Here is a 21,081-nt window from a genome sequence, read left to right as displayed (position 1 = left end):
CCGCCTGGGGGTACCCCCAGCGCCCCTTGAGGGGCACCCCGAGCCACACCGGACCGCCGGGCGCCCCTCCGAGAGGACGTTGCCCTACAGGGGCGCGGGGAACTGCGCGCCCAGCCCCCACCGGCCCAAGGCCCGAACACCACCGAACCCCCCACGGCGAACCCGGCCGGAGGCAGCCGCACAAACGCCCCCGGGTCGGCGAACCCGGACCCAAAGGGGCCGCGAGGAACTGCGCGAGCAACCACCCACCGGCCCAAGGCCCGAACACCACCGAAGCCCCCACGGCGAACCCGCCACGCACTCGCCCGTACAAAGACATACCCTCGGCGAATGGTGACCGGACTGCTAGAAGCCCTCGGCGCAGCCGCCTGCTTCGGCGTCGCCTCCGTCCTGCAAACCTTTGGCGCCCGCGCCGCCCACCCAAGCACCGGTTCACGCAAAAACTCCGGCGTGGACGCGAAACTGCTGGCCGGCGCCGTACGCCAAGGGACGTACACCGCCGGCCTCGCCCTCGACGGCGCCGGCTTCCTGCTGGAACTCCTCGCCCTCCGCACCCTCCCGATCTACGCGGTCGGCGCCGCGCTCGCCGCGAGCCTCGCGGTGACCGCCGTCACCGCCGCCCGCCTCCTCCACGCCCGCCTCGGCCCCGTGGAGTGGTCCGCCGTCGCCACCGTCTGCGGTGGCCTCGCCCTCCTCGGCCTCGCCTCGGGCACCGAGGGCGGCAGCCACGGCACCGCCCCCCTGCGCTGGGCCCTGCTCGCGGCAGCCGCCGCCGTACCCGCCCTCGGTGCCGCGGCCGGCCGCCTCCCGGGCCGGGCCCGCGCCGCCGCGCTCGGCCTGGGCGCCGGCTTCGGTTTCGGCGTGGTCGAGGTGGCGGTCCGCCTCATCGACGCCCTCCGCCCGGCCGCCCTCTTCACCAACCCCGCCCTCTACGCCCTGCTGCTCGGCGGCGCCGCCGCCTTCCTCCTGCTGACCTCCGCCCTGCACCGCGGCTCGGTCACGGTGGCCACCGCCGGCATGGTGATCGGCGAGACGATCGGCCCCGCGCTGGTCGGCGTACTGGCCCTCGACGACCGGACCCGTAACGGCTGGGCCCCGGCCGCCGTGGCCGGCTTCGCCCTCGCCGTCCTCGGCGCCCTCGCCCTCGCCCGCTTCGGCGAACCCGCCGACCCCGGCGCCGCGACGGACCCCGCGACCGCCGCACCCCTCGCCGTACCGACCTCCCGCCCGTAAGCCCGCCACGTCCGACCGGCATGAGCCGCGGCCGGCGTGCCTACGTATCCCCGGGAAGCCGGGCCGGATCCCGGTGGCTCCCGCTGGCGCCGCCGCGTCCGACCCCGCGCGGGCCACAGGTCTCCATACGGCCGCGCTGCCGGGCCGCCGGGCCGCCGGGCGTGACCCCGGCGACGGGTGCTGCCTACGCGTCCCGGCCCGCCGCCTCCTCGGCCGCCCGCTCGACCCGGCCTCGATAGCTCTCCCACCACGCCGCGTCACCCGGCGCCATGCTGGTGTTGCCCTCGTTCATCCCCACCGCCCCGTCGACGAGCTCCCGGAGGATATCCGCGTGCCCGGCGTGCCGGTGCGTGTCGGCGATCACCCGGATCACCGCATGGTTCAGCGTCACCTCGCTCACCGCGCTGGGCCACCACGGCACCCGGCCGACCGCGTCCAGCGGCAACGCGTCGATGGTCGCGTCGGAATGCGCCCACGTCTGCCGGTAGAGCCCGACGATCTGCTCCCGCGACTCCTCGGCGGTGGCCCACATGTCCGCGTTGGGCTCCCCACTGTCCGCCCAGGGCAGTTGCCCCCCGGCCGGACGCCCGAACGTATCGCCGAGGTACCCCCGCTCAGCCCCGGTCACATGCTTGACCAGCCCCAGCAGATTGGTCCCGGTCGGCGTCAACGGCCGCCGTATGTCGTACTCGCCCAGCCCGTCGAGCTTCCACACCAGCGCATCACGGGCGTACTGCAGATAACGGCGCAGGTCAGCCTTGGCATCCGAAACAGTCATCCCCCAAGTCTCCCGCCCACCCCGCCTCCGCTCCTCCCCGCCCCCGCAGCTCCATAGGCACCCTGAGCACACCCGGGCCGCAGATACTCCGGCGTCGAACAGATCTCACCGGACGACGTTCTGGGACGGCGACTCAACTTGGCGTTTAACCTCGCAGGTCACTCGACCTGCTGATCTGTGGTTCTTCCCGGGACAGCAGAGGCGGCCGTTCCTCACGCTTCGAGATGTCGAGTCACGAAGTCCGGACGAACGGCCGCTGTCTATGAGTCTTCACGTTGATGTGCCCACAAGCGAGGCATTGAGGGTGTTCTCCCGCTTTCGGGTCGAGTTCTACGACTGCCTGTACGCGCGTGCGGATGCGCTCTTCGAGCTCACCGACGCGGTCCTGTGCGTGGACGGACCGGTGAACACCTTGGTCGAACTCTGCCTCGCACTCGAGCACCGGCGGGGGCATGGTGCCCTGTATGCCGCTTTGGACCGGGGCTGGTGCGAGCCTGCCCGCCTGCGCCGCACCTTGGCCGGCCTGCCGCTGCCCCGCTCGGCCGATGGCCGGATTGTGCTGGCTGTGGATGTGAGCAATTGGCTCCGGCCTGACGCCCCCACCAGCGACGACCGGTTGTTCTGCCACGTCTACGGGCGCGGAGACCGCAGCAAAGACCAGTTCGTGCCCGGCTGGCCGTACTCCTTCGTCGCCGCGTTGGAGACCGGCCGGACCTCCTGGACCGCGCTGCTGGACGCCGTGCGCCTGGGCCAGGCCGACGATGCGACCGCGGTCACCGCCACCCAACTCCGCGGCGTCGTAACCCGGTTGCGGCAAGCCGGCCAGTGGCAGGACGGCGACCCGGACATCTGGATCGTCATGGACTCGGGTTACGACATTGCCTACCTCTCCCACGCACTGGCCGACCTGCCGGTCGTGCTGGTCGGACGCCTGCGCTCGGACCGCGTGATACTCCGCGACGCCGGGCAAGCCCGCTGCGGTCCGAAAGGCGGCCGACCCCGCAAGCACGGCGGCGTCCTGTCCTTCGCCCGGCCCGACAGCTGGCACGAGCCCGAGGTCAGCACGGTCACCGACACCACCCGCTACGGCAATGCCGAGGCGATGGCCTGGGACCGGATACATCCCAGGCTCACCCACCGCGGTCCCTGGCTGGACCTGGCCGAGGAGGAACTGCCCGTCCTGCACGGCACTTTGATGCGGCTGAAGGTCGAGCGCCTGCCGGGCGACCGCGACCCGAAACCGGTCTGGCTGTGGATCTCCTCGACCGACGCCGCACCGGCGGACGTGGACCACTGGTGGCAGGCGTTCCTCCGCAGATTCGATCTTGAGCACACCTTCCGGCTGATGAAGCAGACCCTCGGCTGGACCACCCCGAAGATCCGCCGGGCCGACAGCGCCGACCTGTGGACCTGGCTGGTCATCGCCGCCCACACCCAACTCCGACTGGCCCGGCCCCTTGCCGAGGATCTACGCCGCCCCTGGGAACGGCCGGCCGAACCCCGCCGCCTCACCCCCGCCCGAGTCCGTCGGGGGTTTCGCAACATCCGCCCGACGGCGGCCTGTCCCGCAGCCGCACCGAAACCGTCCCGACCCGGCCCGGGACGACCCCCAGGATCGAAGAACAAGCACCGTGCGAAACGCCACGATGTCGGCAAGAGGGTGAAACGTGCCGAATCAATCAAAGAACACCAAGCCCAGCAGGGATAAACGCCAAGCTCAAACCGCGCGCCGAATTAGGGCTTGGCCTCGAAGGATAGCCAGCCGTTGGCCAGGACCGTTGCCGCGTGTCGTACGCCGACGCGGAGCCGGGACCAGTAGAGGACCTCTCTGACCCGAAGATCGTCAGCCTCGATTATGGCCGCGAGCCCTCCAGGGTTGTCTGGGTCGCGGCGCACCTCCACCAGCGCCTCGCCCTGCTCCACGAGCAGCGGCCTGACCTCCTCCACGTACAACGCGGCCAATGAAATGACCGCCATCAACGGCCCTCCTGAGCGGCCGAATCACCCTACCTGCCACGCCCGACCAAGGCACTTCAACAAAATCGTGTTACGAGCTCTCAGTACCATGAGAAGGGACCACGGAAAAGGATCCAACGGTACGTCCGCCATCGTGTTGAGTCCGAAGTCAATCCCACCAGAAGAACCATTGCGTTGATGGCACCTGGCATTTCGCCACAGCAATGGGATCGCCGACAATCTGCAAGAGGTCCTCGCAGTAGGAAAATTGCTCTACGGCTACCCGCGCCGCCTCTATTTTTGAAATCGGAGGCCTGTCGATTGACAACACCAAAGAGGAAGAACCGATGTAGTACACCACTGCCCCATAACGAATACCCCAATCTCGCAAAACACCAGCATGCTCGCCGAAGCCAAGAGCTTCAACCAGCCTTGAGCCGCGCCAATTTGGCGTAGATGGTGCATGTAGGATCATAGGCAACTCGTAGGAGCCACGGACTTCAGCAACACAAACCCATTCAGGTTGGTACTGGAAGCGTGATTTCATCAATTCGCCCTCCCTATACGGAGAGAGGCTACCCAACCCGGAAGAAATCGAGTTCATGATCGTTTCATAATTACTCGACTTCACGTCGGATGAGTTTCCCAAGTACTCAGCAATGTCGCCCAACCGGGCAGCAACAATCGCGTTCGCGACTCCACGGTCGACTTCCCATGGATGATCCGGTGAGCCTGACACCCACTCCCACTCAGCCGGAGAATCATGACTAATAAATGGCCAAAGTCCACTCACGTCATGAAGGGACCTCAATTTCCGCCAGACAGCACCTTGACAAGACGAGGGACATCTTATGCCAGAGATGGAAAGTCCAGTGGGGGATACTGCCGTCTGCATGTCCGTTGGGTCCAGATCGAATTCTGCCGCAATCCTATAGAGATATTCTGACACTATAACCTTTCTCAGCCAAATCGATTCTATGCAATGCCGTCATCGCCACCACCATCAATAAGATCCTCTAGTATATCCGCCGGATCCGTCACACCCCCAACCGGTCCCCCGTCAGCTCCGCTGCAGTTGCAAGGGCCGGTGTAGGGCTCGCCTTGGCCTCCACTAACTCCTCCAGAGTCCCCTCCGACTGGGTCAGGATTAAGCGCCGGAGACCCGACCGAAGCTGAATTATTGAGCATCGAACCCGAAAGGCCAGATGTCACTTCGTTGTAGTATTCGCTACTCTGGTTAATGACTGTTACGGCGTTGAATCGTAGGCCACTGAGAGAGACTGCTCTGATCAATTCCTGCGCCTGCTCATCGTCAGCGTGCTTCAAATTGAAAACAATCTCATCTCCTTGCCCCTCCTTTTTGGACGCTGATTTCAAATATGGGCCAGTTTCTGCCTTTTCATTAGAAGGGGTAATGATGTCGACCGCATCAGCCTTGACCAATTTTCCCCCCTTCCAGGTAAGGCGCACCAGGTCTGCAGTCCCATTACCTCTCTCTGCGCCCTTGATGGGATTTACAGGGAGATACTGTTGTCCGGTACCAGCGTCGCTGCCATCCGAATACTCACCACCTTCCTGCAGTTTCCTATTCAGATAAGTACGCGTACTGACCTCATCTTGAGTTATCCCTTTCTCCTCTCCTATCCGATAAGTATTCCCCCGCCCATCCTTGACGACGTCGGTTCTATATTCTTTGCTATATTTAATAGTCGGAAAATGAGCCTTATTGTAATCGTTTAGATCTTTTACATTTCCAAATCCAAGCCCAGTAGTGTCGTCGAATAGCATCTCGCCCGACGAATCGCTGTTATTTGCAGGATTGTCATCTGCATAAGCGTAGCCATTCCACTGCTGAGGTTGGCGGATTTCTAGAAGCGGGTCACGGCTTAGGAAGCGGCCGAGGGTGGGATCGTATTCGCGTGCGCCGAGGTTGGTCAGGCCGGTCAGGGGGTCGGGGGTGCCGCCGACGAATTGAAGTGACCCCTCGGGTCCCGACACTTCCGTTTTATGCCGCGAGGTCCAGCCGTTGATGGCAGCGGAGCCTTGCCTGGTACGGCGTGATGTAGCCGATCGTCGAGTGGATCCGCTCCCTGTTGTAATGTTCCGCGATCCACCGGAAAACGTCCTGCCGAGCCATCGCCCTGCTCTCCCAGACTGTCGTGCCGATCTCCGCTTTCAGGACCGCGAAGAAGCTCTCCGCGGCGGCGTTGTCGAAACATGAGCCGGTCCGGCCGGTGCTCTGCCTCATGTCCAACTCCGTCAACAACTCACGGAATTGATGAGACGTGTATTGAGAGCCACGGTCCGAGTGGAAGATCCCGTTGCCGGCCGTATGCCCGCCCGCATGGGCCATCCGGATGGCGTCCGCGACCAGCTCACTACGCATGTGATCGGCCATCGACCAGCCCACGACCTCCCGCGTGCACAGATCGATCACGGTCGCCAGATACAGCCAGCCCTCCGAAGTCGGCAGACAGCTGATGTCTCCGACGAATTTCAGGCCCGGCAGCGGCGCGGTGAAGTCCCGCTGGATGAGGTCCGGTGCTGGAGGCGCTGTGCGATCCTGCTTCGTCAGCGACCGCGATTTTCGTCGTGTTATCCCGGCGATCTCACGCTCGCGCATAATCCGCGCGACGCGTTTGCGGTTCACGACGCGCCCAAGACTGCGTAGCTTCTCGGTGATCCGCCGGGCACCATAGGCACCCCGCGAATCAGTGTGGATCTCCCGGATGCGGCGGACCAGATCCTCTTCCTCGTCGGCCTTCTCCTGCCGCGCCTCCTTGTTCTGGTGCCATGTGTAGTAGCCGGAGCGGTCCCAGCCGAGGACATCGCACATCCGCTTCACCCTGTGGGCGTTCCGGTGCTCATCGACGAAACGGAAGCGGATCACCGTGTCGTCTCCCGCGCGAAATAGGCGGCGGCTTTCCGGAGGATCTCGTTGTCCTCCTTCAGCCGGGCGTTCTCCCGCCGCAAGCGCTTGAGTTCTTCCTTCTCATCAGGGGTCATGCCGGACTCATCCCCACCATCCGCCGCTCGGACCCGAGCTTTGTCATCGCGGACCCAGTTGCGCAGGGTCTCCAGATGGATACCCAAGCTGTGGGCGATGTCGGTGAGGGTCCGGTCCTTCGAGGAGCGCACCAGATCCACCGCGTCCCGCTTGAACTCTTCGGGGTAGTTCTTCCGCTTTGCCACCTTGGATCACTTCCCCTGGATGACCAATCATCCAGTGCCCAGGTGTCGGAATTTCGGGGGTCACTCCAAGTTGCTGTGGCTCCCGAACGGGCGGACGGTCGCCTACCTGGAAAGCAGTTGGTACGGGCAAATCGTCGAGGAAACAGAGGAAGTAGAGCACCTCCGGTTGTCCTACGATCGACTCAGAGACTCCGCCCTGTCGGCTTCCGAGTCTCTCGGGCTACTGCGATCCATGCTGGAGGACCACACGTCATGCACGACACCAGAGCAGACCTGAGCGTCGCTGAATGGCGCAAGTCGTCGTACAGCGACAATGCGCAGGCGGACAGTTGCGTTGAGGTCGCCGACAACTACCCCGGAGTCGTCCCGGTCCGCGACTCCAAGGACCCCGAGGGTCCCGCGCTCGTCTTCCCGGCGGCGAGCTGGTCCGCGTTCATCACCGACGTGAAGTCAGGCCACTTGCCCACCGTCTGACCGACGAAAGGTGCTCGTCATGTCCAACCCCAGTCCTGACCTGAGCGCCGCTGAGTGGCGCAAGTCGTCGTACAGCGATGGCGCACAGGCCGGCAGTTGTGTTGAGGTCGCCGACGGGTTCCAGGGCGTCGTTCCCGTTCGCGACTCCAAGGACCCCGAGGGTCCCGCCCTCCTGTTCCCCGCCGCAAGCTGGTCCGCGTTCATCACCGACGTGAAGACCGGCCACCTGCCGACCGTCTGAGCCGAGGCAAACGGGAGGGCCCCGCGGTCCGTCAACGTGACGGACCGCGGGGCCCTTTCGTCGCGCGAAGCGTCAGGCGGAGGTCAGATCAGGCCGAGGCCGCGAACCGCCTCGCGCTCCTCTTCGAGCTCCTTCACGGACGCGTCGATCCGCTTACGCGAGAACTCGTTGATGTCCAGGCCCTGGACGATCTCGATCGTGCCGTTCTTCGTGGTGACCGGGAAGGAGGAGATCAGGCCGGCCGGGACGCCGTAGGAGCCGTCGGAGACGATGCCCATGGAGGTCCAGTCGCCGTCGGCGGTGCCGTTGACCCAGGCGTGGACGTGGTCGAGGGCGGCGGACGCGGCGGAGGCGGCCGAGGAGGCGCCACGGGCCTCGATGATGGCCGCGCCGCGCTTCGCCACGGTCGGGATGAAGGTGTCGGCCAGCCACTGCTCGTCGTTGACGACCTCGGCCGCGTTCTTCCCGGCGACCTCCGCGTGGAAGATGTCCGGGTACTGGGTCGCGGAGTGGTTGCCCCAGATGGTGAGCCGCTTGATGTCGGAGACCTGCGCGCCGGTCTTCTTGGCGAGCTGGGCGATCGCCCGGTTGTGGTCCAGGCGGGTCATCGCGGTGAAGCGCTCGGCCGGGACGTCCGGGGCGGCGGACTGGGCGATCAGGGCGTTGGTGTTGGCCGGGTTGCCGACCACCAGCACCTTGATGTCGTCGGCGGCGTGGTCGTTGATCGCCTTGCCCTGCGGCTTGAAGATGCCGCCGTTCGCGGAGAGGAGGTCGCCGCGCTCCATGCCGGCGGTGCGGGGGCGGGCGCCGACCAGCAGGGCGACGTTGGCGCCGTCGAACGCGGCGTTCGGGTCGTCGCTGATGTCGATGGACCGCAGCAGCGGGAAGGCGGCGTCGTCCAGCTCCATGGCGGTGCCCTCGGCGGCCTTGAGGCCCTGCGGGATCTCCAGGAGCCGGAGGCTCACCGGCACGTCCGCGCCGAGCAGGTGGCCCGAGGCGATACGGAAGAGGAGGGCGTAGCCGATCTGGCCGGCCGCTCCGGTGACGGTGACGTTGACGGGAGTGCGAGTCATGCCTTCTCCTGGCCTTTTCCTGCGGCGGGTGACTGGTCGCCCCGGCAGTGGCCCAGGCGGCCCCTAACGTGGATCTCTCGGCGTCAAGAGAGCCATCGCTCAGGCTATCGCGCGCGGGGACCGGCATTCCCCCACGGGCATGTGGCTCCGGTCACCGCGCGCGGCCGGGTCAGCCGAGGCAGATGCCTACGACGATCACCTTGAGGCAGAGCCCGCTGGTCGTGGAGGTGGGGGTGGCGGGCGTAGGGGTGGGTGACGGGGTGGGCACGCCGGTGGCCGGTGCCGACGTCGCTTCGGGGGGCGGCGCCGTGGTGGGGGCGTGGGAGGGGCTGGGCGGTTTGGGGTCGGCCGAGGGTGGGTCGAGGGGGGAGGGGGAGGCCGAGCCCATGGCTGACGGCAGGTCGGCGTCGGCGGCCGCGCCGGGGGCGGTTCCCGTACGGGGGTTGTGGCTGGGGGTTGTTGCTGATTGGCGGGAGCCGCCGCTGCCGGGGGCGCCTGCCCGGCTGTCGCCTGAGGGGCCGGCGGAGGTGAGCTGCCGTGGGCCGGTCGGGTCGGCGTTTCCGGTCGGGCCGTCGCCCGTGCTTGTGCCTGCCGTCAGGGCGACGGTGAGGAGGGCGGCGACGGCGAGGAGTCCTGCGGTGGTGAGCAGAAGCGCTCGGCGGCGCGGTCTGGGCAGTCCTTCGTCGGCGCTCAGGGGGTCGAGCGGGTCGGGGTACGGGATGGGGTGGCCGGGCGTGCGGTTGACGCCACGCGCGGCGGATCTCTCGGCTTTCTCGGCGAGTTGCCAGAGGGCGCGGATGCGGTCGTAGTCGGCGCCGCTGGCCTGTGCGAGCACTTCGACGGCGTGCAGCGGGGGGATGGCCTGGCCGGCCAGGGCTCTTTCCCACGTCTCGGCCGGCTGGGCGGTTCTGGCGGCCAGCGCGGGGACGGTCAGGGCGCTGCGGTCCTTCATCCTGCGGAGCTGGGTGGCGAGGCGGCGGGTGTCCACGGGGAGTTTGTCTGCCAACGGCTCCCACTGGACCATGGATGCTCCTGTGTCACTCGGGGGTTTTGTATAGGGCACACGGTAGGACGGTGGTCACCCGTCCGGGCGATTTCTTTTGGATGTGGGCTTGGTGGGGGCTGTATCTGGTATGGGGCAGCCTTGCGGGGCTCACGCCTCGGGCCGGTGGCCGGTTGCTCGCGCAGTTCCTCGCGCCCCTTTGGGGCTCGGCTCCCCCGGCCCGGAGCGTTCGTCCCGGCCCCTGCGAGGGCCGGAACCCGCCGTAGTTGCTCCGGCCGCACCCGGACTCCCGGCCGGTGGCCGGTTGCTCGCGCAGTTCCTCGCGCCCCTTTGGGGCTCGATCTTCCGCCCGGGACAGTCTTCGTGCCCCTGGGGCGCCAAACCCCTCCGCCCGGCAAAACCGTGCCCCGACAGGGGCGCGAGGAACTGCGCGACAAGCCACAACGCACCCGCACACGGCAGACAACCGCAAGGGCGGGGAGCCGGTTAGCGGACGGAGAAGTGGATGATGTCCTCCAGGAAAGGGATGCGGATCAGGGGGTCGGGCTGGGCCATGAGCGCTAGGAGGACGATCACCACGCCCAGCACCGCGTAGGTGAAGACATCCGTGAAGCGGCTGCGCACCGCCAGCATGCCCACCCTCGCAAGGGTCCACCGCAGCACACCCCCGACAAGCAGCGAAGCGCCGATCAGCAGCGTCCCCACCCGAAACGCCCCCGTCGCGGTGACGATCAGGCCGACCGCCACGCCCACGATGACCAGCAGAATCGGCCACTGCCTGGCCGGCGCGGGCGCGTCGACGCCCGCCGCCGGCCGGCCGCCCTCGGGACGCGGGGTGCTGGTGGTCACGGCGGGCCGGCCGCCGGGTTCACGAGGCTCACGGGGTTCACGCGGCTCGCGGCGCCAGGGCGGTTCGACCGCACCGTCAGCGGGCCCGGCAGACCCCGTCGGCCCGGCCGGCGGCAGCGGGGCCGCCTGAGCCGGGGAAGCGGCGGGGCCCGGCGCCGGGGTGGGCCCGGGCGCGTCAGCCGACATGCGCCGCCACCTGCTCCGTACCGGCGTCACCCGTACCCGAACCGGAACCCGCACCCGCACCCGCACCCGCACCAGAAGAACCCGCAAGCCCCTCCGCCGCCTCCACCACATTGAGCAACAGCATCGCCCGCGTCATCGGCCCCACCCCGCCCGGGTTCGGCGACAGCCAGCCCGCGACCTCGGCAACACCCGGGTGGACGTCGCCGACGATCTTGCCCTGCTCGTCCCGGCTCACGCCGACATCCAGCACCGCCGCGCCCGGCTTCACGTTCTCCGGTGTGATGATGTGCGGCACACCCGCCGCGGCGACGATGATGTCCGCCTGCCGCAACTGCGCGCCCAGGTCCCGGGTGCCGGTGTGGCACAGCGTCACCGTGGCGTTCTCCGACTTACGGGTCAGCAGCAGCCCGATCGAGCGCCCGACGGTGATCCCGCGCCCGACCACCACCACATACGCGCCGTTGATCTCGACGCCGTGCCGCCGCAGCAGCTCCACGATGCCGTTGGGGGTGCAGGGCAGCGGCCCGGTCTCGTTGAGCACCAGCCGGCCCAGGCTCGTCGGGTGCAGCCCGTCGGCGTCCTTGGCCGGGTCCATCAGCTCGAGCACCCGGTTGGTGTCGATGCCCTTGGGCAGCGGGAGCTGCACGATGTAGCCGGTGCACTCGGGGTTCTCGTTCAGCTCGCGGACCACCGCCTCGATCTCCGCCTGGGTGGCGGTGTCCGGCAGTTCGCGCTGGATGGAGGCGATGCCCACCTGGGCGCAGTCGCGGTGCTTGCCCGCCACGTACCACTTGCTGCCCGGGTCGTCACCGACCAGCAGGGTGCCGAGGCCGGGGGTGATCCCACGGGACCTGAGGGCCGCGACGCGGGTGGTCAGTTCTGACTTGATCGCTGCGGAGGTGGCCTTGCCATCGAGAATCTGGGCGGTCATGCCCCCATACTCGCGGATCGGGCCCGTGGCCGACCAATCAGCCTCCGAACCGGACAACTTTGTCCCTTGCGCCCGCCCCTTCCCGCGCCGGACGATGTCCCGCGGCCGGGGAAACGCCCGCTCACCAGGGCGCGTCCCCCGAGGTCCCTCGCGTATCCCCCGCTTCGCGCAGCGCCCGGCCCGTGCTCCTTTCACGATCCGCCCGTGCCCGTGGACCGCCCGCCCCCTCCGCGTAAGGAACGCCTCCGTGAGCCAGCCGCCAGGTCCCGCCCAGCCACAGGGCGAGCCGCCCGAAGGACAGCCGCAGCAGCCGTACGGTGGCGGCGGCCCCTACGGCTATCCGCAGCAGCAGCCGTCTCCGTATCCGCACCCGTATCCGCCGGGCCAGGGATACGGCCCGCAGCCCGGATACGGCCCGCCGCGGCAGCCGCCGCACGGTCCGTACGGTCCCCCGCCGTACGGACCCGGGCCCTACGGCGCCGGTCCGTACGGTTACGCGCCGCACGCCGCCGCCGTAGTGCCGGGAATGCCGCCGCTGGCGAGCTGGGGCGCCCGGCTGGGCGGAACGCTCCTGGACGGCCTGATGTTCTTCCTCGTGCCGACCGGCCTGTGGCTGGCCGGCTCCGCCCGAATAAGCATCTCCGCCGCCCACCAGGCGGACGACTGCGACAAGCGGGGCATCCCGGACGCCGACTGCCCGGTGCACGTCCCGCACGGCCCCGCCGTGCTGCTCGCCATCAGCGCGATCCTGGCCCTCCTCGCCGTGATCTTCATCTCCTACCGCGAGGGCGCCACCGGCCAGACCCCCGGCAAACGCGTGGCCGGCGTCCGCCTGCTGAAGGCGGCCGACGGCTCCCGGCTCGGCTTCGGCCGCGCCCTCGGCCGGCGCCTGCTGCACATCCTCGACCTTCTCGCCTGCTGCATCGGCTGGTTCTGGCCGCTGTGGGACGCCAAACGCCAGACCTTCGCCGACAAGCTCACCAAAACCGTCGTCATCAAGGACCTGACATGACCCCGGGCCCACCCGGACCACCCGATCTGACCGATCTGTACGGGGCGGCGATCGCCCGCTGACCGCGGAATGCCGGGCCGCCCGCTGACCGCGGAAGGCCGGGTCCCTGGAGCGGGGCCCGGCCTTCTCGGCGGTACGGGGGTGGTGCGCCGGCGCGGAGTCGGCGGCCCACCCAGGGGTCAGGTCAGTGGAAGAAGTGGCGCGTGCCGGTGAGGTACATCGTCACGCCCGCCTTCGCCGCCGCCTCGATGACCGCCTCGTCGCGGATCGAGCCGCCGGGCTGGGCCACCGCCCTGATACCGGCCTCGGTGAGCACTTCGAGGCCGTCGGGGAAGGGGAAGAACGCGTCGGAGGCGGCGTAGGCGCCCGCGGCGCGGTCGGCGCCGGCCCGCGCGACGGCGAGCCGGGCGGAGTCCACCCGGTTGACCTGGCCCATGCCGACGCCGACGGTGGCACCGTCCTTGGCCAGCAGGATCGCGTTGGACTTCACCGCGCGGCAGGCCCGCCAGGCGAAGGCGAGCTCGGCCAGCTCGGCGGCGGAGAGCGGCTCACCGGTGGCCAGCGTCCAGTTCGCCGGGTCGTCGCCCTCGGCCTGGAGCAGGTCCTTCGCCTGGATCAGCGCGCCGCCCTCGATCGGCCGGTACTCGGTCACCGCGGCTGGCGCGGCCGCGCAGCGCAGCACCCGGATGTTCTTCTTGCGGGCCAGCACCTCGACCGCGCCGTCCTCGTAGGCCGGGGCGACGATCACCTCGGTGAAGATCTCCGCGACCTGCTCGGCCAGGGCCACCGACACCGGCCGGTTCACCGCGATGACGCCGCCGAACGCGGAGAGCGGGTCGCAGGCGTGCGCCTTGCGGTGGGCCTCGGCGACATCGGCGCCGACCGCGATCCCGCACGGGTTGGCGTGCTTGATGATCGCCACACACGTCTCGTCGTGGTCGTACGCGGCCCGGCGGGCGGCCTCGGTGTCCACGTAGTTGTTGTACGACATCTCCTTGCCGTGGAGCTGCTCCGCGCCGGCCAGCCCGCGCCCGGAGCCGTCGGTGTAGAGCGCGGCGCCCTGGTGCGGGTTCTCGCCGTAGCGCAGGGTGTGCTGCCGCTGGTAGGTCACGCCGGCGAAGTCGGGGAAGTCGCTCTCGCCGTCGGCCGCGTAGCCGCTGGCGAACCACGAGGCCACCGCCACGTCGTACGCGGCAGTGTGCTGGAACGCCTCGGCGGCCAGCCGCTTGCGGGTGGCCAGGTCGAAGCCGCCGGCGCCGACCGCCGCGAGCACGTCCGCATACCGCCGCGGGCTGACGACGACGGCCACCGAGGGGTGGTTCTTGGCGGCGGCGCGCACCATCGAGGGGCCGCCGATGTCGATCTGCTCCACGCACTCGTCGTCGCTCGCGCCCGAGGCGACCGTCTCGCGGAAGGGGTAGAGGTTCACCACCACCAGCTCGAACGGCTGGATGTCCAGGTCGTTGAGCTGCTGCCGGTGGTCGTCGAGCCGCAGGTCGGCGAGGATCCCGGCGTGTACCCGCGGGTGCAGCGTCTTGACCCGGCCGTCCAGGCACTCCGGGAAGCCGGTCAGCTCCTCGACCTTGGTGACCGGCACCCCGGCCGCGGCGATCCGGCCGGCCGTCGAGCCGGTGGAGACCAGTTCCACACCGGCCTCGTGCAGCCCGCGGGCCAGCTCCTCCAGACCGGTCTTGTCGTAGACGCTGACCAGCGCGCGGCGGATGGGGCGCTTGTGCTCCCCCCCGTCAGGCCGCTGCGACCCGTTCGATCCGTCCGACTGGTTCCTGCCGTTGGTGACGTCGGCGCTCATGCCGGGATCCGTACCTTTCGTCCATCGATGCGGTAGCCGTCGCGTGACAGCCGCCCTACTACGTCGACGAGCAGTCGTCGCTCGACTTCCTTGATGCGCTCGTGGAGCGCTTCCTCCGTGTCGTCCGGCCGGACCTCGACCACGCCCTGGGCGATGACCGGTCCGGTGTCCACCCCGTCGTCGACGAAGTGAACGGTGCAGCCGGTGACCTTCGCGCCGTACGCGAGCGCTTCCCGTACGCCGTGCGCGCCGGGGAAGCTCGGCAGCAGCGCGGGGTGGGTGTTGATGAAGCGGCCGCCGAACCTGGCCAGGAAGTGCGGGCCGACGATCTTCATAAAGCCCGCGGAGACCACCAGGTCGGGCCGGTACGCGGCGGTGGCCTCGGCCAGCGCGAGGTCCCAGGCGGCGCGGTCGGCGTGGTCCCTCACCTTCACCACGAAGGTGGGCAGTCCGGCGCGGGCGGCCCGGTCGAGCCCGGCGATGCCCTCGCGGTCGGCGCCGACCGCGACGACGGTGGCGCCGTAGGAGGGGTCGGCGCCGATGGCGTCGAGCAGCGCCTGAAGGTTCGTACCGGAACCGGAGACGAGGACGACGAGGCGGGCGGGGGTGCGGGCGGCCACGGGCGGGGCTCTCTGTCTTCTGGCGGTCGGTCTGCTGGCGGTTCGGGGGGCTTCGGGTACTTCGTGGGCTTCAGCGACTTCGGGGGCGGTTCGGGTCGGTACGAGGGCTTCGGGGCGGCTTCGGGCGGTGCGGGCACGCCGATCGGGCCCGGGCGGGGCTTGGCTGGGCTTGGCTGGGCTTGTCGAGGCTGGTTGGCGGGGCTCCGACGCGCATGCACCCTGGCTGGCGTGCGCTTCATGTGCGATCGTCTGGTGAGCAGGGTGTTCGGAGGATCGTACGAATCGGTGGCCCCATGGATTCCGGGGAACCCTACGAGACCGCCGACCGTCAGCAACGATACCGGCACCGCGAACGGCCCCCGCGGGACGGGGGAGCACGCGGGCGGTAGCGTCTGCCAGGAAACCGGTGGCCCGCACATCGGTCGTGCGGTGGCCGGCAAGCCCCCGCGAAGGCGGCGGCGTGGGGTGACGGAAGATCCGGCGGCCCATTGACCGACGGACGCCAAGCGGTCGGATGGCTCCGCCATCTGGCTGGACAGATGGCGGAGCCGGTGAGATGACAGAGGAGTCGAGCCCAAGGGGATGGCGCATCACATCATGAGCAGCGGCCGTATTCACATCGCGCTGCGCGCGCCAGAGGGCGATCAGCGGGACAACCCCTTCGCGCCGCCGCCCGAGGGGGCGCCGGACCGGCCGTGGCAGCCACGCGGGCCGGAGGGGTCAGGAGCTTCGGGGTCGGGGGACGGCCCGGGTTCCTCGGGTTCCGCCGACTCGGGCCAGGGTGTCCAAGGCGGCCAGGACGGTCACGGCGAGCAGGGCGGCCACGGGAGCCACGACGGCCAGGGACACAGCGGCCCCGCCGGGCCCGGCCACGGCGGCCACCCCGAGGACAAGGCACCCTGGGCGCACGGCGGCCCCCCGGACCGCGGCACGCCCCCGCCCCCGTCCGCCTGGGGCACTCAGTGGAGCAGCAGGCAGCCGCAGTCGGGACGGCCCGACCCGTTCGCCCAGCGCCCCCAGGGCCCGCAGGGCGCCGCGCCCAAGTTCGACCCCACCGACCCGGCCCACCGCCGGTCCCGCTACGCCCTGATCTGCGGCGGCTGGGGCCTGTTCTCCGGGCTGCTCGGCTGGACCCCGGTCGCGCTGCTGCTCGGCTCGCTCGCCCTGTACTGGGGAGTCAGCGCGCTGCGGATGCCCGCGGAGGAGCGGGCCAAGGCTCGGGCCGCCACCGCGTCGGCGCTGGCCAACGCGGCCCAGTCGCCCCGGCCCGCGCCGCCGGCGCCGGGGCCGGACGCCCAGCGGTCGTTCCTGACCGCCGCCTGGACCGGGATCGTGGTCAGCTCGCTGACGCTGGTGATCGTCGCCGGCACGTACGCCTTCCAGCTCGCCTACCGCGACTACTACACGTGCCGCTCCGACGCGTTGACCTCGCCCGCCGCGCACGCCTGCCACAAGCTGCTGCCGGGGCCGTTCCAGGACCTGCCCGCCTTCCACGACTGAGCCGCGACAGCATCCTCCGCCGCCTTCCGCCACCTTCCGCCGACCGGGCTCCCCCGGGCGGCCCAGTGCGGCCCCGGCCCCGGTTGCGGCCTCCTTCCGACCGGCCTTGACTCGTGACTGCACATGGTGTGCACACGGGTGCACACGGTCATGGCCGTAGTGGAAGGAGTGACGCGATGCTGTCTGCGCGCGGTCTGTTCACGGAGATCCTCGAGAACGACGACTCCTTCTCGCTCTTCTGCTCGATCGCGGCCAGCGGGGAGTCACAGGGAGGCTGGGAGAACAGCCGGATCGCGGCGCTGGTGCCCGCCTCACAGCGCGGGATGGCACCGAAGATCGCCCGGCACGGCGCGGACGAGGACAAGCACGGCCGGATCTTCCTCGCGCTGCTCCACAAGCGGGAGCTGGAGACCGTGCCGGTGCCGCCGGACACCGACTACACGATGCTGCTGGAGCGGGCCGGCATCGGCCTCACCCACGCGCGGCTGCGCCAGGACGAGGCGCTCAGCGAGCAGGACATCGTCACCTACCTCGCGCACAGCCGGGTGACCGAGCAGCGGGCGTCGGAGCAGATGCGGCTGCTGCTGAAGCACTTCGGGGACCACCCGGAGCTGGGCCGCGCGGTCCGGGCGATCTCGCACGACGAGGACAACCACCTGGCCTACTGCCACGAGGAGCTGCTCCGGCTCGCCAGGTCCGGCCACGCCCGCAGCATCCACCGCATCCTCCGCGACTGCGCGCACGCCGAGATCCGCGTCTACCGCGACGTCAGCATCTCCGTGATGAACCACATGGCCGACATCCTCGGCTGGTCGCACGCGAAGATCGGCACGCTGCGGTCGGGCATCCACGCGGTCTACGCCTACGAGCGGGCCGTGAGCTGGCGCCGGATGACCTCGCTGACCTGGCCCGCCGACAACCTCAACGCCCTGGGCGCCACCCCGCCCTCGGAGCCGGTCACCGCGAAGACCTCCCACTGACCTGCCCCTGACCTCTGACCTCGTGTACCGGGCTCGGCCGAGGCGGGGTCAGGGGTGCGTGGACGGTGGGGCCGTAGGGGGTGCGGGGGGCTTGGGGCGGCGGCGTGGGAGGTACGGGATGTGCGGGAGGCCGCGCGGCAGGCCCGGGAGGCGCTGAAGGGTGGCGTGGAGGGCCGGGAGGGGGTGGTTCAGGTAGACGCGGCGGAGCAGGGCCAGAGGGAGGGCCAGGGCGACCGTCCAGGACCAGGACGCGGCGCACGCGCGCCACCAGGTGGGGCCGAAATCGGCGAGGCGCGCAACGCCGAGGGGGCCGCTGGACCAGGCCGCGAGGACCGCGACGGCGAGGGCGAGGAAACCGGCCGCGCCCGCGACGACCCGGACCGTACTGACCGCCGGCCATCCGCCGTGCCCGATCCACCACCCCACCGCGCACGCGCCGACCGCGGGCACCGCCAGGGTCAGCCACCCCGGCCAGCCGCCGACGCCCTCGCCCGGCAGCGCGGCGAGCAGCGGGAACCTCGGCAGCAGCCCGTACCCGAAGGCCCCCACGGGTCCCACCGTGCTGCCCGCGCCCACCGAGAACCCGACGCCGAGCGCGTAGCACGCCCCCCACACCGCGAGGTTCGGCAACAGTGCGATCGCGATCAGCAGCACCGCGAGCTTCCCGGCGAAGGGGCCGCTGAGCTGCGCGTACGTCCCGCCGGACGAGCCCGCGTGCCAGGCGAGCGACACCGCGCCGAGCAGCGCGCCGCCACCGAGGAGGACGCCGAGCGCGATGCCGGCGGCCCGCAGCGCGGCGACCGCTTCCTCGGCGTACGGCGCGCACCGGTCGAGGTACCGGTTGAGGTGCGGGCCGAGGTACCGGCCGAGACGCCGGTCGAGCGCCCGCCAGCGCGCCGGGGCGGGCCGGCCGCCGCCCGCCCACGCGCCGTAACCGGCGACGCCGATCGCGAAGAGCGCCACGTATCCGACTGTCGGCAGGTCGACCCGGACCGGGCCTCCTGCCGCGTAGGCGACCACCGCGGCGACCACGGAGAGGTAGCCGGTGAGGACCCAGCCGGCCACCTCGATGAGGCTTCCTTTGGCCGCTTCTGGCCCGTCGGCCCTCTCGGCCCCCTCGGCCCGTTCTGGCCCGTCGGCCTCCTTCGGCTCGTCCGCCTGGGCCGCCGCGGCGACCGCCGACGACGTACCCCGGTAGAGCAGCCAGGCCGGCACCGCGCTGAACAGCAGCGGCGTCACCGCGATCGGGGCCGGGTCACCGGAGAGGGTCTGGGTCCTGACGAGTTCGGCGCCCTGGGCGAGCAGCCACATACCCGCGCCGACGTGCAGCGCGCCGCCCAGCCCGCTGTCGGGGTACGGCGAGGCGATCCACAGCACCAGGACGAGCGCGGCCAGCGCGCCGAGCCCCAGGGCGGCGGCAGCGGCGCCCCCGGCGGCGGCCGACACGCGGACATCCGTACGGCGGGCGGGCCCGCCCTTGCGCCCGGCGGGGGGTGCGGGGGCGGCGGCGCCCGGGAAACCTGGCAGCGGAGCCGAGTCGGTCGTATGCGTCACGGCGACCCATCGTGCCAAGAACATCCGTTTCGCCCCGGCAGCGGGCGAATGGTCGTCGTGTCGCGCAAAATATGCGGTATGCGTATTTTTTGGAGGCCGGGCCCGCTCGCTGGTCGTTCAGCCCCGGAGCGGTACGGGTCGCCGGCCGGCGGCTGGGCTGCTGCCCGGCGGCCTGAAGTCCGCCCGGCGGCGCGGGCGGAGGGGTCGCGATGACCGCCCGGAAGAAGCCGCGCAAGGGCGGCAAGGGGGGCCGGGGTGAGGGGTCGCGTTACCGCGAGGCGGGCGAGCGGGGCGGGGGCGGTGGGCCGACCCGCTCGGGCGCGTCCCCGCAGCTCCGCGACCCCTCGCCGGGGGCATCTTCGCCAGCGGCGCCTTCGCCGGGGCTGCTTTCCCGGGGGGCCGACCCCCGCCGGGGCACCCGGGAAGCCGCGCCGGAGGTGGCCGGGGCGGTCGCCGTGGGCGCGGGCGGCGGCGGTCGGGTGGTGGCTGACGTTGAGGCCGAGGGGAACCTCGGCGGAACCACCCCACCGGAAGCGGCCAGGGCAGTCGCCGTGGGCGCGGGCGCGGCCGGCGGCGCTCAGGCGACGGCCGCCGCAGGGGCCGAAGCGGACCTCGGCGGAACCACCACACCGAAGGCGGCCGGGGCGGTCGCCGTGGGCGCGGGCGGCGGCGGTCGGGTGGTGGCTGACGTTGAGGCCGAGGGGGATGCGGGTGGAGGCGGCGGGACGGCCGGGCTAGGTGTCGCGGGGCGGCAGCCTCAAGGCGGCGCCGACGCCGGGGCGCCACCGCGTCGGACACGTATTCGGGGGGCGACGCCCGAGGATGCCTTTGACTCGCTCTACCGGCACGCGGCCGGCCCGCTGCTGCGGCAGGTCGAACTCCTCACGGGGGACCGCCTCTTCGCCCGCCGGGCCGTGGCACACGCCTTCGACCTGGCGTGGCAGCGGTGGCCCGAAGTGGCCCGGGACAGTGATCCGGTGGGCTGGGTCCGGGCCGCGGCGCACGATTACGCGCTCGCGCCCTGGCAACGCTGGGTGCCGTTCCGCCGCCGTCATCGGGCTGACCCGGTGAACCCGGCCGGGGATCCGCTCGCGGCGGCGCTCTTGACGTTGCCACCGCACCGCCGCCGGGCCGTCCTGCTCCGCGACGGCCTGGGCCTCGACCTGCTGACGACCGCGGCCGAGACCGAAGCCGGCCCGCTCACGACCGCCGGCCGGATCGACCAGGCCCGGGAGGCGCTGACCGAGGCCGTGCCGGGGCTGACCGAGGCCGAGCTGCCCGGCCGGCTGGGCACACTGCTGGGAGCCGGCGCGGGGGACCCGGGCCGGGGCCCGGATCAGGCCCCGGCCCTGACGCTGCCGGACCGGCCCGAGGCCGTCCGCGCCGCCGGCGAACGCGGCACCCGGCGCCGTACAGCCTTTGTCTTCGCGGCCAGCGGCCTGTTCGCGGCGCTGACCACCGCGGCCATGCTCTTCACCTCCGCGCACGCCACGTACCACCACTCGCACCCGCGCCCGCCGGCCAGCGGCGTACCAGCCACCGGCGCCACCGTCGTACCGGACCCGGACCGGGGCCCGTAGGTACGTACCGGCCCGCCCGGGTCACCTCAGCCGTGCGGGCCCGCCCCCCGAAGGGAACGGGCCCGCAGCATGCGGCCGTACCGCTCGACCCGAAGGTCAGGGCAGGTCG

22 protein-coding genes are annotated in these 21,081 nt (G+C 70.6%); 9 read left to right on the top strand and 13 right to left on the bottom strand.

What is annotated here, in order from left to right; translation table 11 throughout:
- Positions 1 to 330 precede the first annotated feature (330 nt).
- Positions 331 to 1,233, top strand: coding sequence for a hypothetical protein (locus tag OG519_RS21845; RefSeq protein WP_405586547.1), 903 nt, complete (start codon positions 331 to 333; stop codon positions 1,231 to 1,233).
- 184 nt (positions 1,234 to 1,417) lie between these two features.
- Here OG519_RS21845 and OG519_RS21840 read toward each other — a convergent pair whose 3' ends face one another.
- A complete protein-coding gene (locus tag OG519_RS21840) occupies positions 1,418 to 2,011 on the bottom strand; it encodes a DinB family protein (protein WP_405586544.1) in 594 nt (197 codons plus the stop codon).
- Between the two features lie 262 nt (positions 2,012 to 2,273).
- Here OG519_RS21840 and OG519_RS21835 point away from each other — a divergent pair, with 262 nt between their 5' ends.
- Entirely contained in the window at positions 2,274 to 3,719 is a 1,446-nt protein-coding gene (locus tag OG519_RS21835) for an NF041680 family putative transposase (protein WP_405586541.1), read from the top strand.
- A gap of 26 nt (positions 3,720 to 3,745) precedes the next feature.
- On the opposite strand, the gene OG519_RS21830 is transcribed toward OG519_RS21835, so the two are convergent.
- From OG519_RS21830 to OG519_RS21810, 5 genes are all read right to left on the bottom strand, one after another.
- Positions 3,746 to 3,988 (bottom strand): hypothetical protein, encoded by a 243-nt coding sequence (locus tag OG519_RS21830; protein ID WP_405586538.1) that lies wholly within the window; start codon positions 3,986 to 3,988, stop codon positions 3,746 to 3,748.
- Positions 3,989 to 4,136: 148 nt separating this feature from the next.
- Positions 4,137 to 4,760, bottom strand: coding sequence for a DUF4253 domain-containing protein (locus tag OG519_RS21825; protein ID WP_405586535.1), 624 nt, complete (start codon positions 4,758 to 4,760; stop codon positions 4,137 to 4,139).
- A 182-nt stretch (positions 4,761 to 4,942) separates the two neighbouring features.
- Complete coding sequence (locus OG519_RS21820) at positions 4,943 to 5,965, bottom strand: RHS repeat-associated core domain-containing protein (RefSeq protein ID WP_405586533.1); 1,023 nt, start codon at positions 5,963 to 5,965, stop codon at positions 4,943 to 4,945.
- A gap of 7 nt (positions 5,966 to 5,972) precedes the next feature.
- Positions 5,973 to 6,857, bottom strand: coding sequence for an IS3 family transposase (locus OG519_RS21815; RefSeq protein WP_405586530.1), 885 nt, complete (start codon positions 6,855 to 6,857; stop codon positions 5,973 to 5,975).
- Complete coding sequence (locus OG519_RS21810) at positions 6,854 to 7,159, bottom strand: transposase (RefSeq protein ID WP_405585552.1); 306 nt, start codon at positions 7,157 to 7,159, stop codon at positions 6,854 to 6,856. The genes OG519_RS21815 and OG519_RS21810 overlap by 4 nt, the downstream gene beginning before the upstream one ends.
- Positions 7,160 to 7,178: 19 nt before the next feature.
- On the opposite strand from OG519_RS21810, the gene OG519_RS21805 reads away from it, so the two are divergent.
- From OG519_RS21805 to OG519_RS21795, 3 genes are read left to right on the top strand one after another with little or no spacing between them, the layout of a single operon-like run.
- The gene (locus OG519_RS21805) at positions 7,179 to 7,436 is read left to right on the top strand and encodes a Scr1 family TA system antitoxin-like transcriptional regulator (RefSeq protein WP_405586528.1); all 258 of its coding nucleotides are present in this window, start codon (positions 7,179 to 7,181) and stop codon (positions 7,434 to 7,436) included.
- Positions 7,412 to 7,633, top strand: a complete 222-nt coding sequence (locus tag OG519_RS21800) for a DUF397 domain-containing protein (protein ID WP_405586526.1) — start codon at positions 7,412 to 7,414, stop codon at positions 7,631 to 7,633. The genes OG519_RS21805 and OG519_RS21800 overlap by 25 nt, the downstream gene beginning before the upstream one ends.
- 19 nt (positions 7,634 to 7,652) lie before the next feature.
- The gene (locus OG519_RS21795; RefSeq protein WP_405586523.1) at positions 7,653 to 7,874 is read left to right on the top strand and encodes a DUF397 domain-containing protein; all 222 of its coding nucleotides are present in this window, start codon (positions 7,653 to 7,655) and stop codon (positions 7,872 to 7,874) included.
- An 83-nt stretch (positions 7,875 to 7,957) separates the two neighbouring features.
- Here the strand turns inward: OG519_RS21795 and OG519_RS21790 are convergent, their stop codons facing one another.
- From OG519_RS21790 to OG519_RS21775, 4 genes are all read right to left on the bottom strand, one after another.
- Positions 7,958 to 8,947, bottom strand: coding sequence for a malate dehydrogenase (locus tag OG519_RS21790; RefSeq protein ID WP_405586520.1), 990 nt, complete (start codon positions 8,945 to 8,947; stop codon positions 7,958 to 7,960).
- A gap of 169 nt (positions 8,948 to 9,116) precedes the next feature.
- A complete protein-coding gene (locus tag OG519_RS21785) occupies positions 9,117 to 9,971 on the bottom strand; it encodes a helix-turn-helix domain-containing protein (protein WP_405586517.1) in 855 nt (284 codons plus the stop codon).
- A 465-nt stretch (positions 9,972 to 10,436) separates the two neighbouring features.
- Complete coding sequence (locus OG519_RS21780; RefSeq protein ID WP_405586514.1) at positions 10,437 to 10,799, bottom strand: DUF3017 domain-containing protein; 363 nt, start codon at positions 10,797 to 10,799, stop codon at positions 10,437 to 10,439.
- A gap of 175 nt (positions 10,800 to 10,974) precedes the next feature.
- Positions 10,975 to 11,916: a bifunctional methylenetetrahydrofolate dehydrogenase/methenyltetrahydrofolate cyclohydrolase gene (locus OG519_RS21775; RefSeq protein WP_405586511.1), complete on the bottom strand. Its 942-nt coding sequence runs from the start codon at positions 11,914 to 11,916 to the stop codon at positions 10,975 to 10,977.
- Between the two features lie 247 nt (positions 11,917 to 12,163).
- On the opposite strand from OG519_RS21775, the gene OG519_RS21770 reads away from it, so the two are divergent.
- Positions 12,164 to 12,928, top strand: coding sequence for an RDD family protein (locus tag OG519_RS21770; RefSeq protein WP_405586509.1), 765 nt, complete (start codon positions 12,164 to 12,166; stop codon positions 12,926 to 12,928).
- A 184-nt stretch (positions 12,929 to 13,112) separates the two neighbouring features.
- Here OG519_RS21770 and purH read toward each other — a convergent pair whose 3' ends face one another.
- A complete protein-coding gene (purH, locus tag OG519_RS21765) occupies positions 13,113 to 14,738 on the bottom strand; it encodes a bifunctional phosphoribosylaminoimidazolecarboxamide formyltransferase/IMP cyclohydrolase (RefSeq protein WP_405586506.1) in 1,626 nt (541 codons plus the stop codon).
- Positions 14,735 to 15,358, bottom strand: coding sequence for a phosphoribosylglycinamide formyltransferase (purN, locus tag OG519_RS21760; protein ID WP_405586503.1), 624 nt, complete (start codon positions 15,356 to 15,358; stop codon positions 14,735 to 14,737). The genes purH and purN overlap by 4 nt, the downstream gene beginning before the upstream one ends.
- A gap of 582 nt (positions 15,359 to 15,940) precedes the next feature.
- Between purN and OG519_RS21755 the strand changes: the two genes are divergently transcribed.
- Both OG519_RS21755 and OG519_RS21750 read left to right on the top strand, forming a co-directional pair.
- Complete coding sequence (locus OG519_RS21755; RefSeq protein WP_405586500.1) at positions 15,941 to 16,858, top strand: hypothetical protein; 918 nt, start codon at positions 15,941 to 15,943, stop codon at positions 16,856 to 16,858.
- 176 nt (positions 16,859 to 17,034) lie between these two features.
- The gene (locus OG519_RS21750; protein WP_405586497.1) at positions 17,035 to 17,838 is read left to right on the top strand and encodes a ferritin-like domain-containing protein; all 804 of its coding nucleotides are present in this window, start codon (positions 17,035 to 17,037) and stop codon (positions 17,836 to 17,838) included.
- Positions 17,839 to 17,886: 48 nt separating this feature from the next.
- Here the strand turns inward: OG519_RS21750 and OG519_RS21745 are convergent, their stop codons facing one another.
- Entirely contained in the window at positions 17,887 to 19,392 is a 1,506-nt protein-coding gene (locus OG519_RS21745) for a DUF6350 family protein (protein ID WP_405586494.1), read from the bottom strand.
- 482 nt (positions 19,393 to 19,874) lie between these two features.
- On the opposite strand from OG519_RS21745, the gene OG519_RS21740 reads away from it, so the two are divergent.
- Entirely contained in the window at positions 19,875 to 20,972 is a 1,098-nt protein-coding gene (locus OG519_RS21740) for an RNA polymerase subunit sigma-70 (protein ID WP_405586491.1), read from the top strand.
- Positions 20,973 to 21,081: the final 109 nt, after the last annotated feature.

Source organism: Streptomyces sp. NBC_01190, assembly GCF_045039895.1.
GTDB lineage: Bacteria > Actinomycetota > Actinomycetes > Streptomycetales > Streptomycetaceae > Actinacidiphila.
This window is presented reverse-complemented; position numbering and strand designations above follow the sequence as displayed.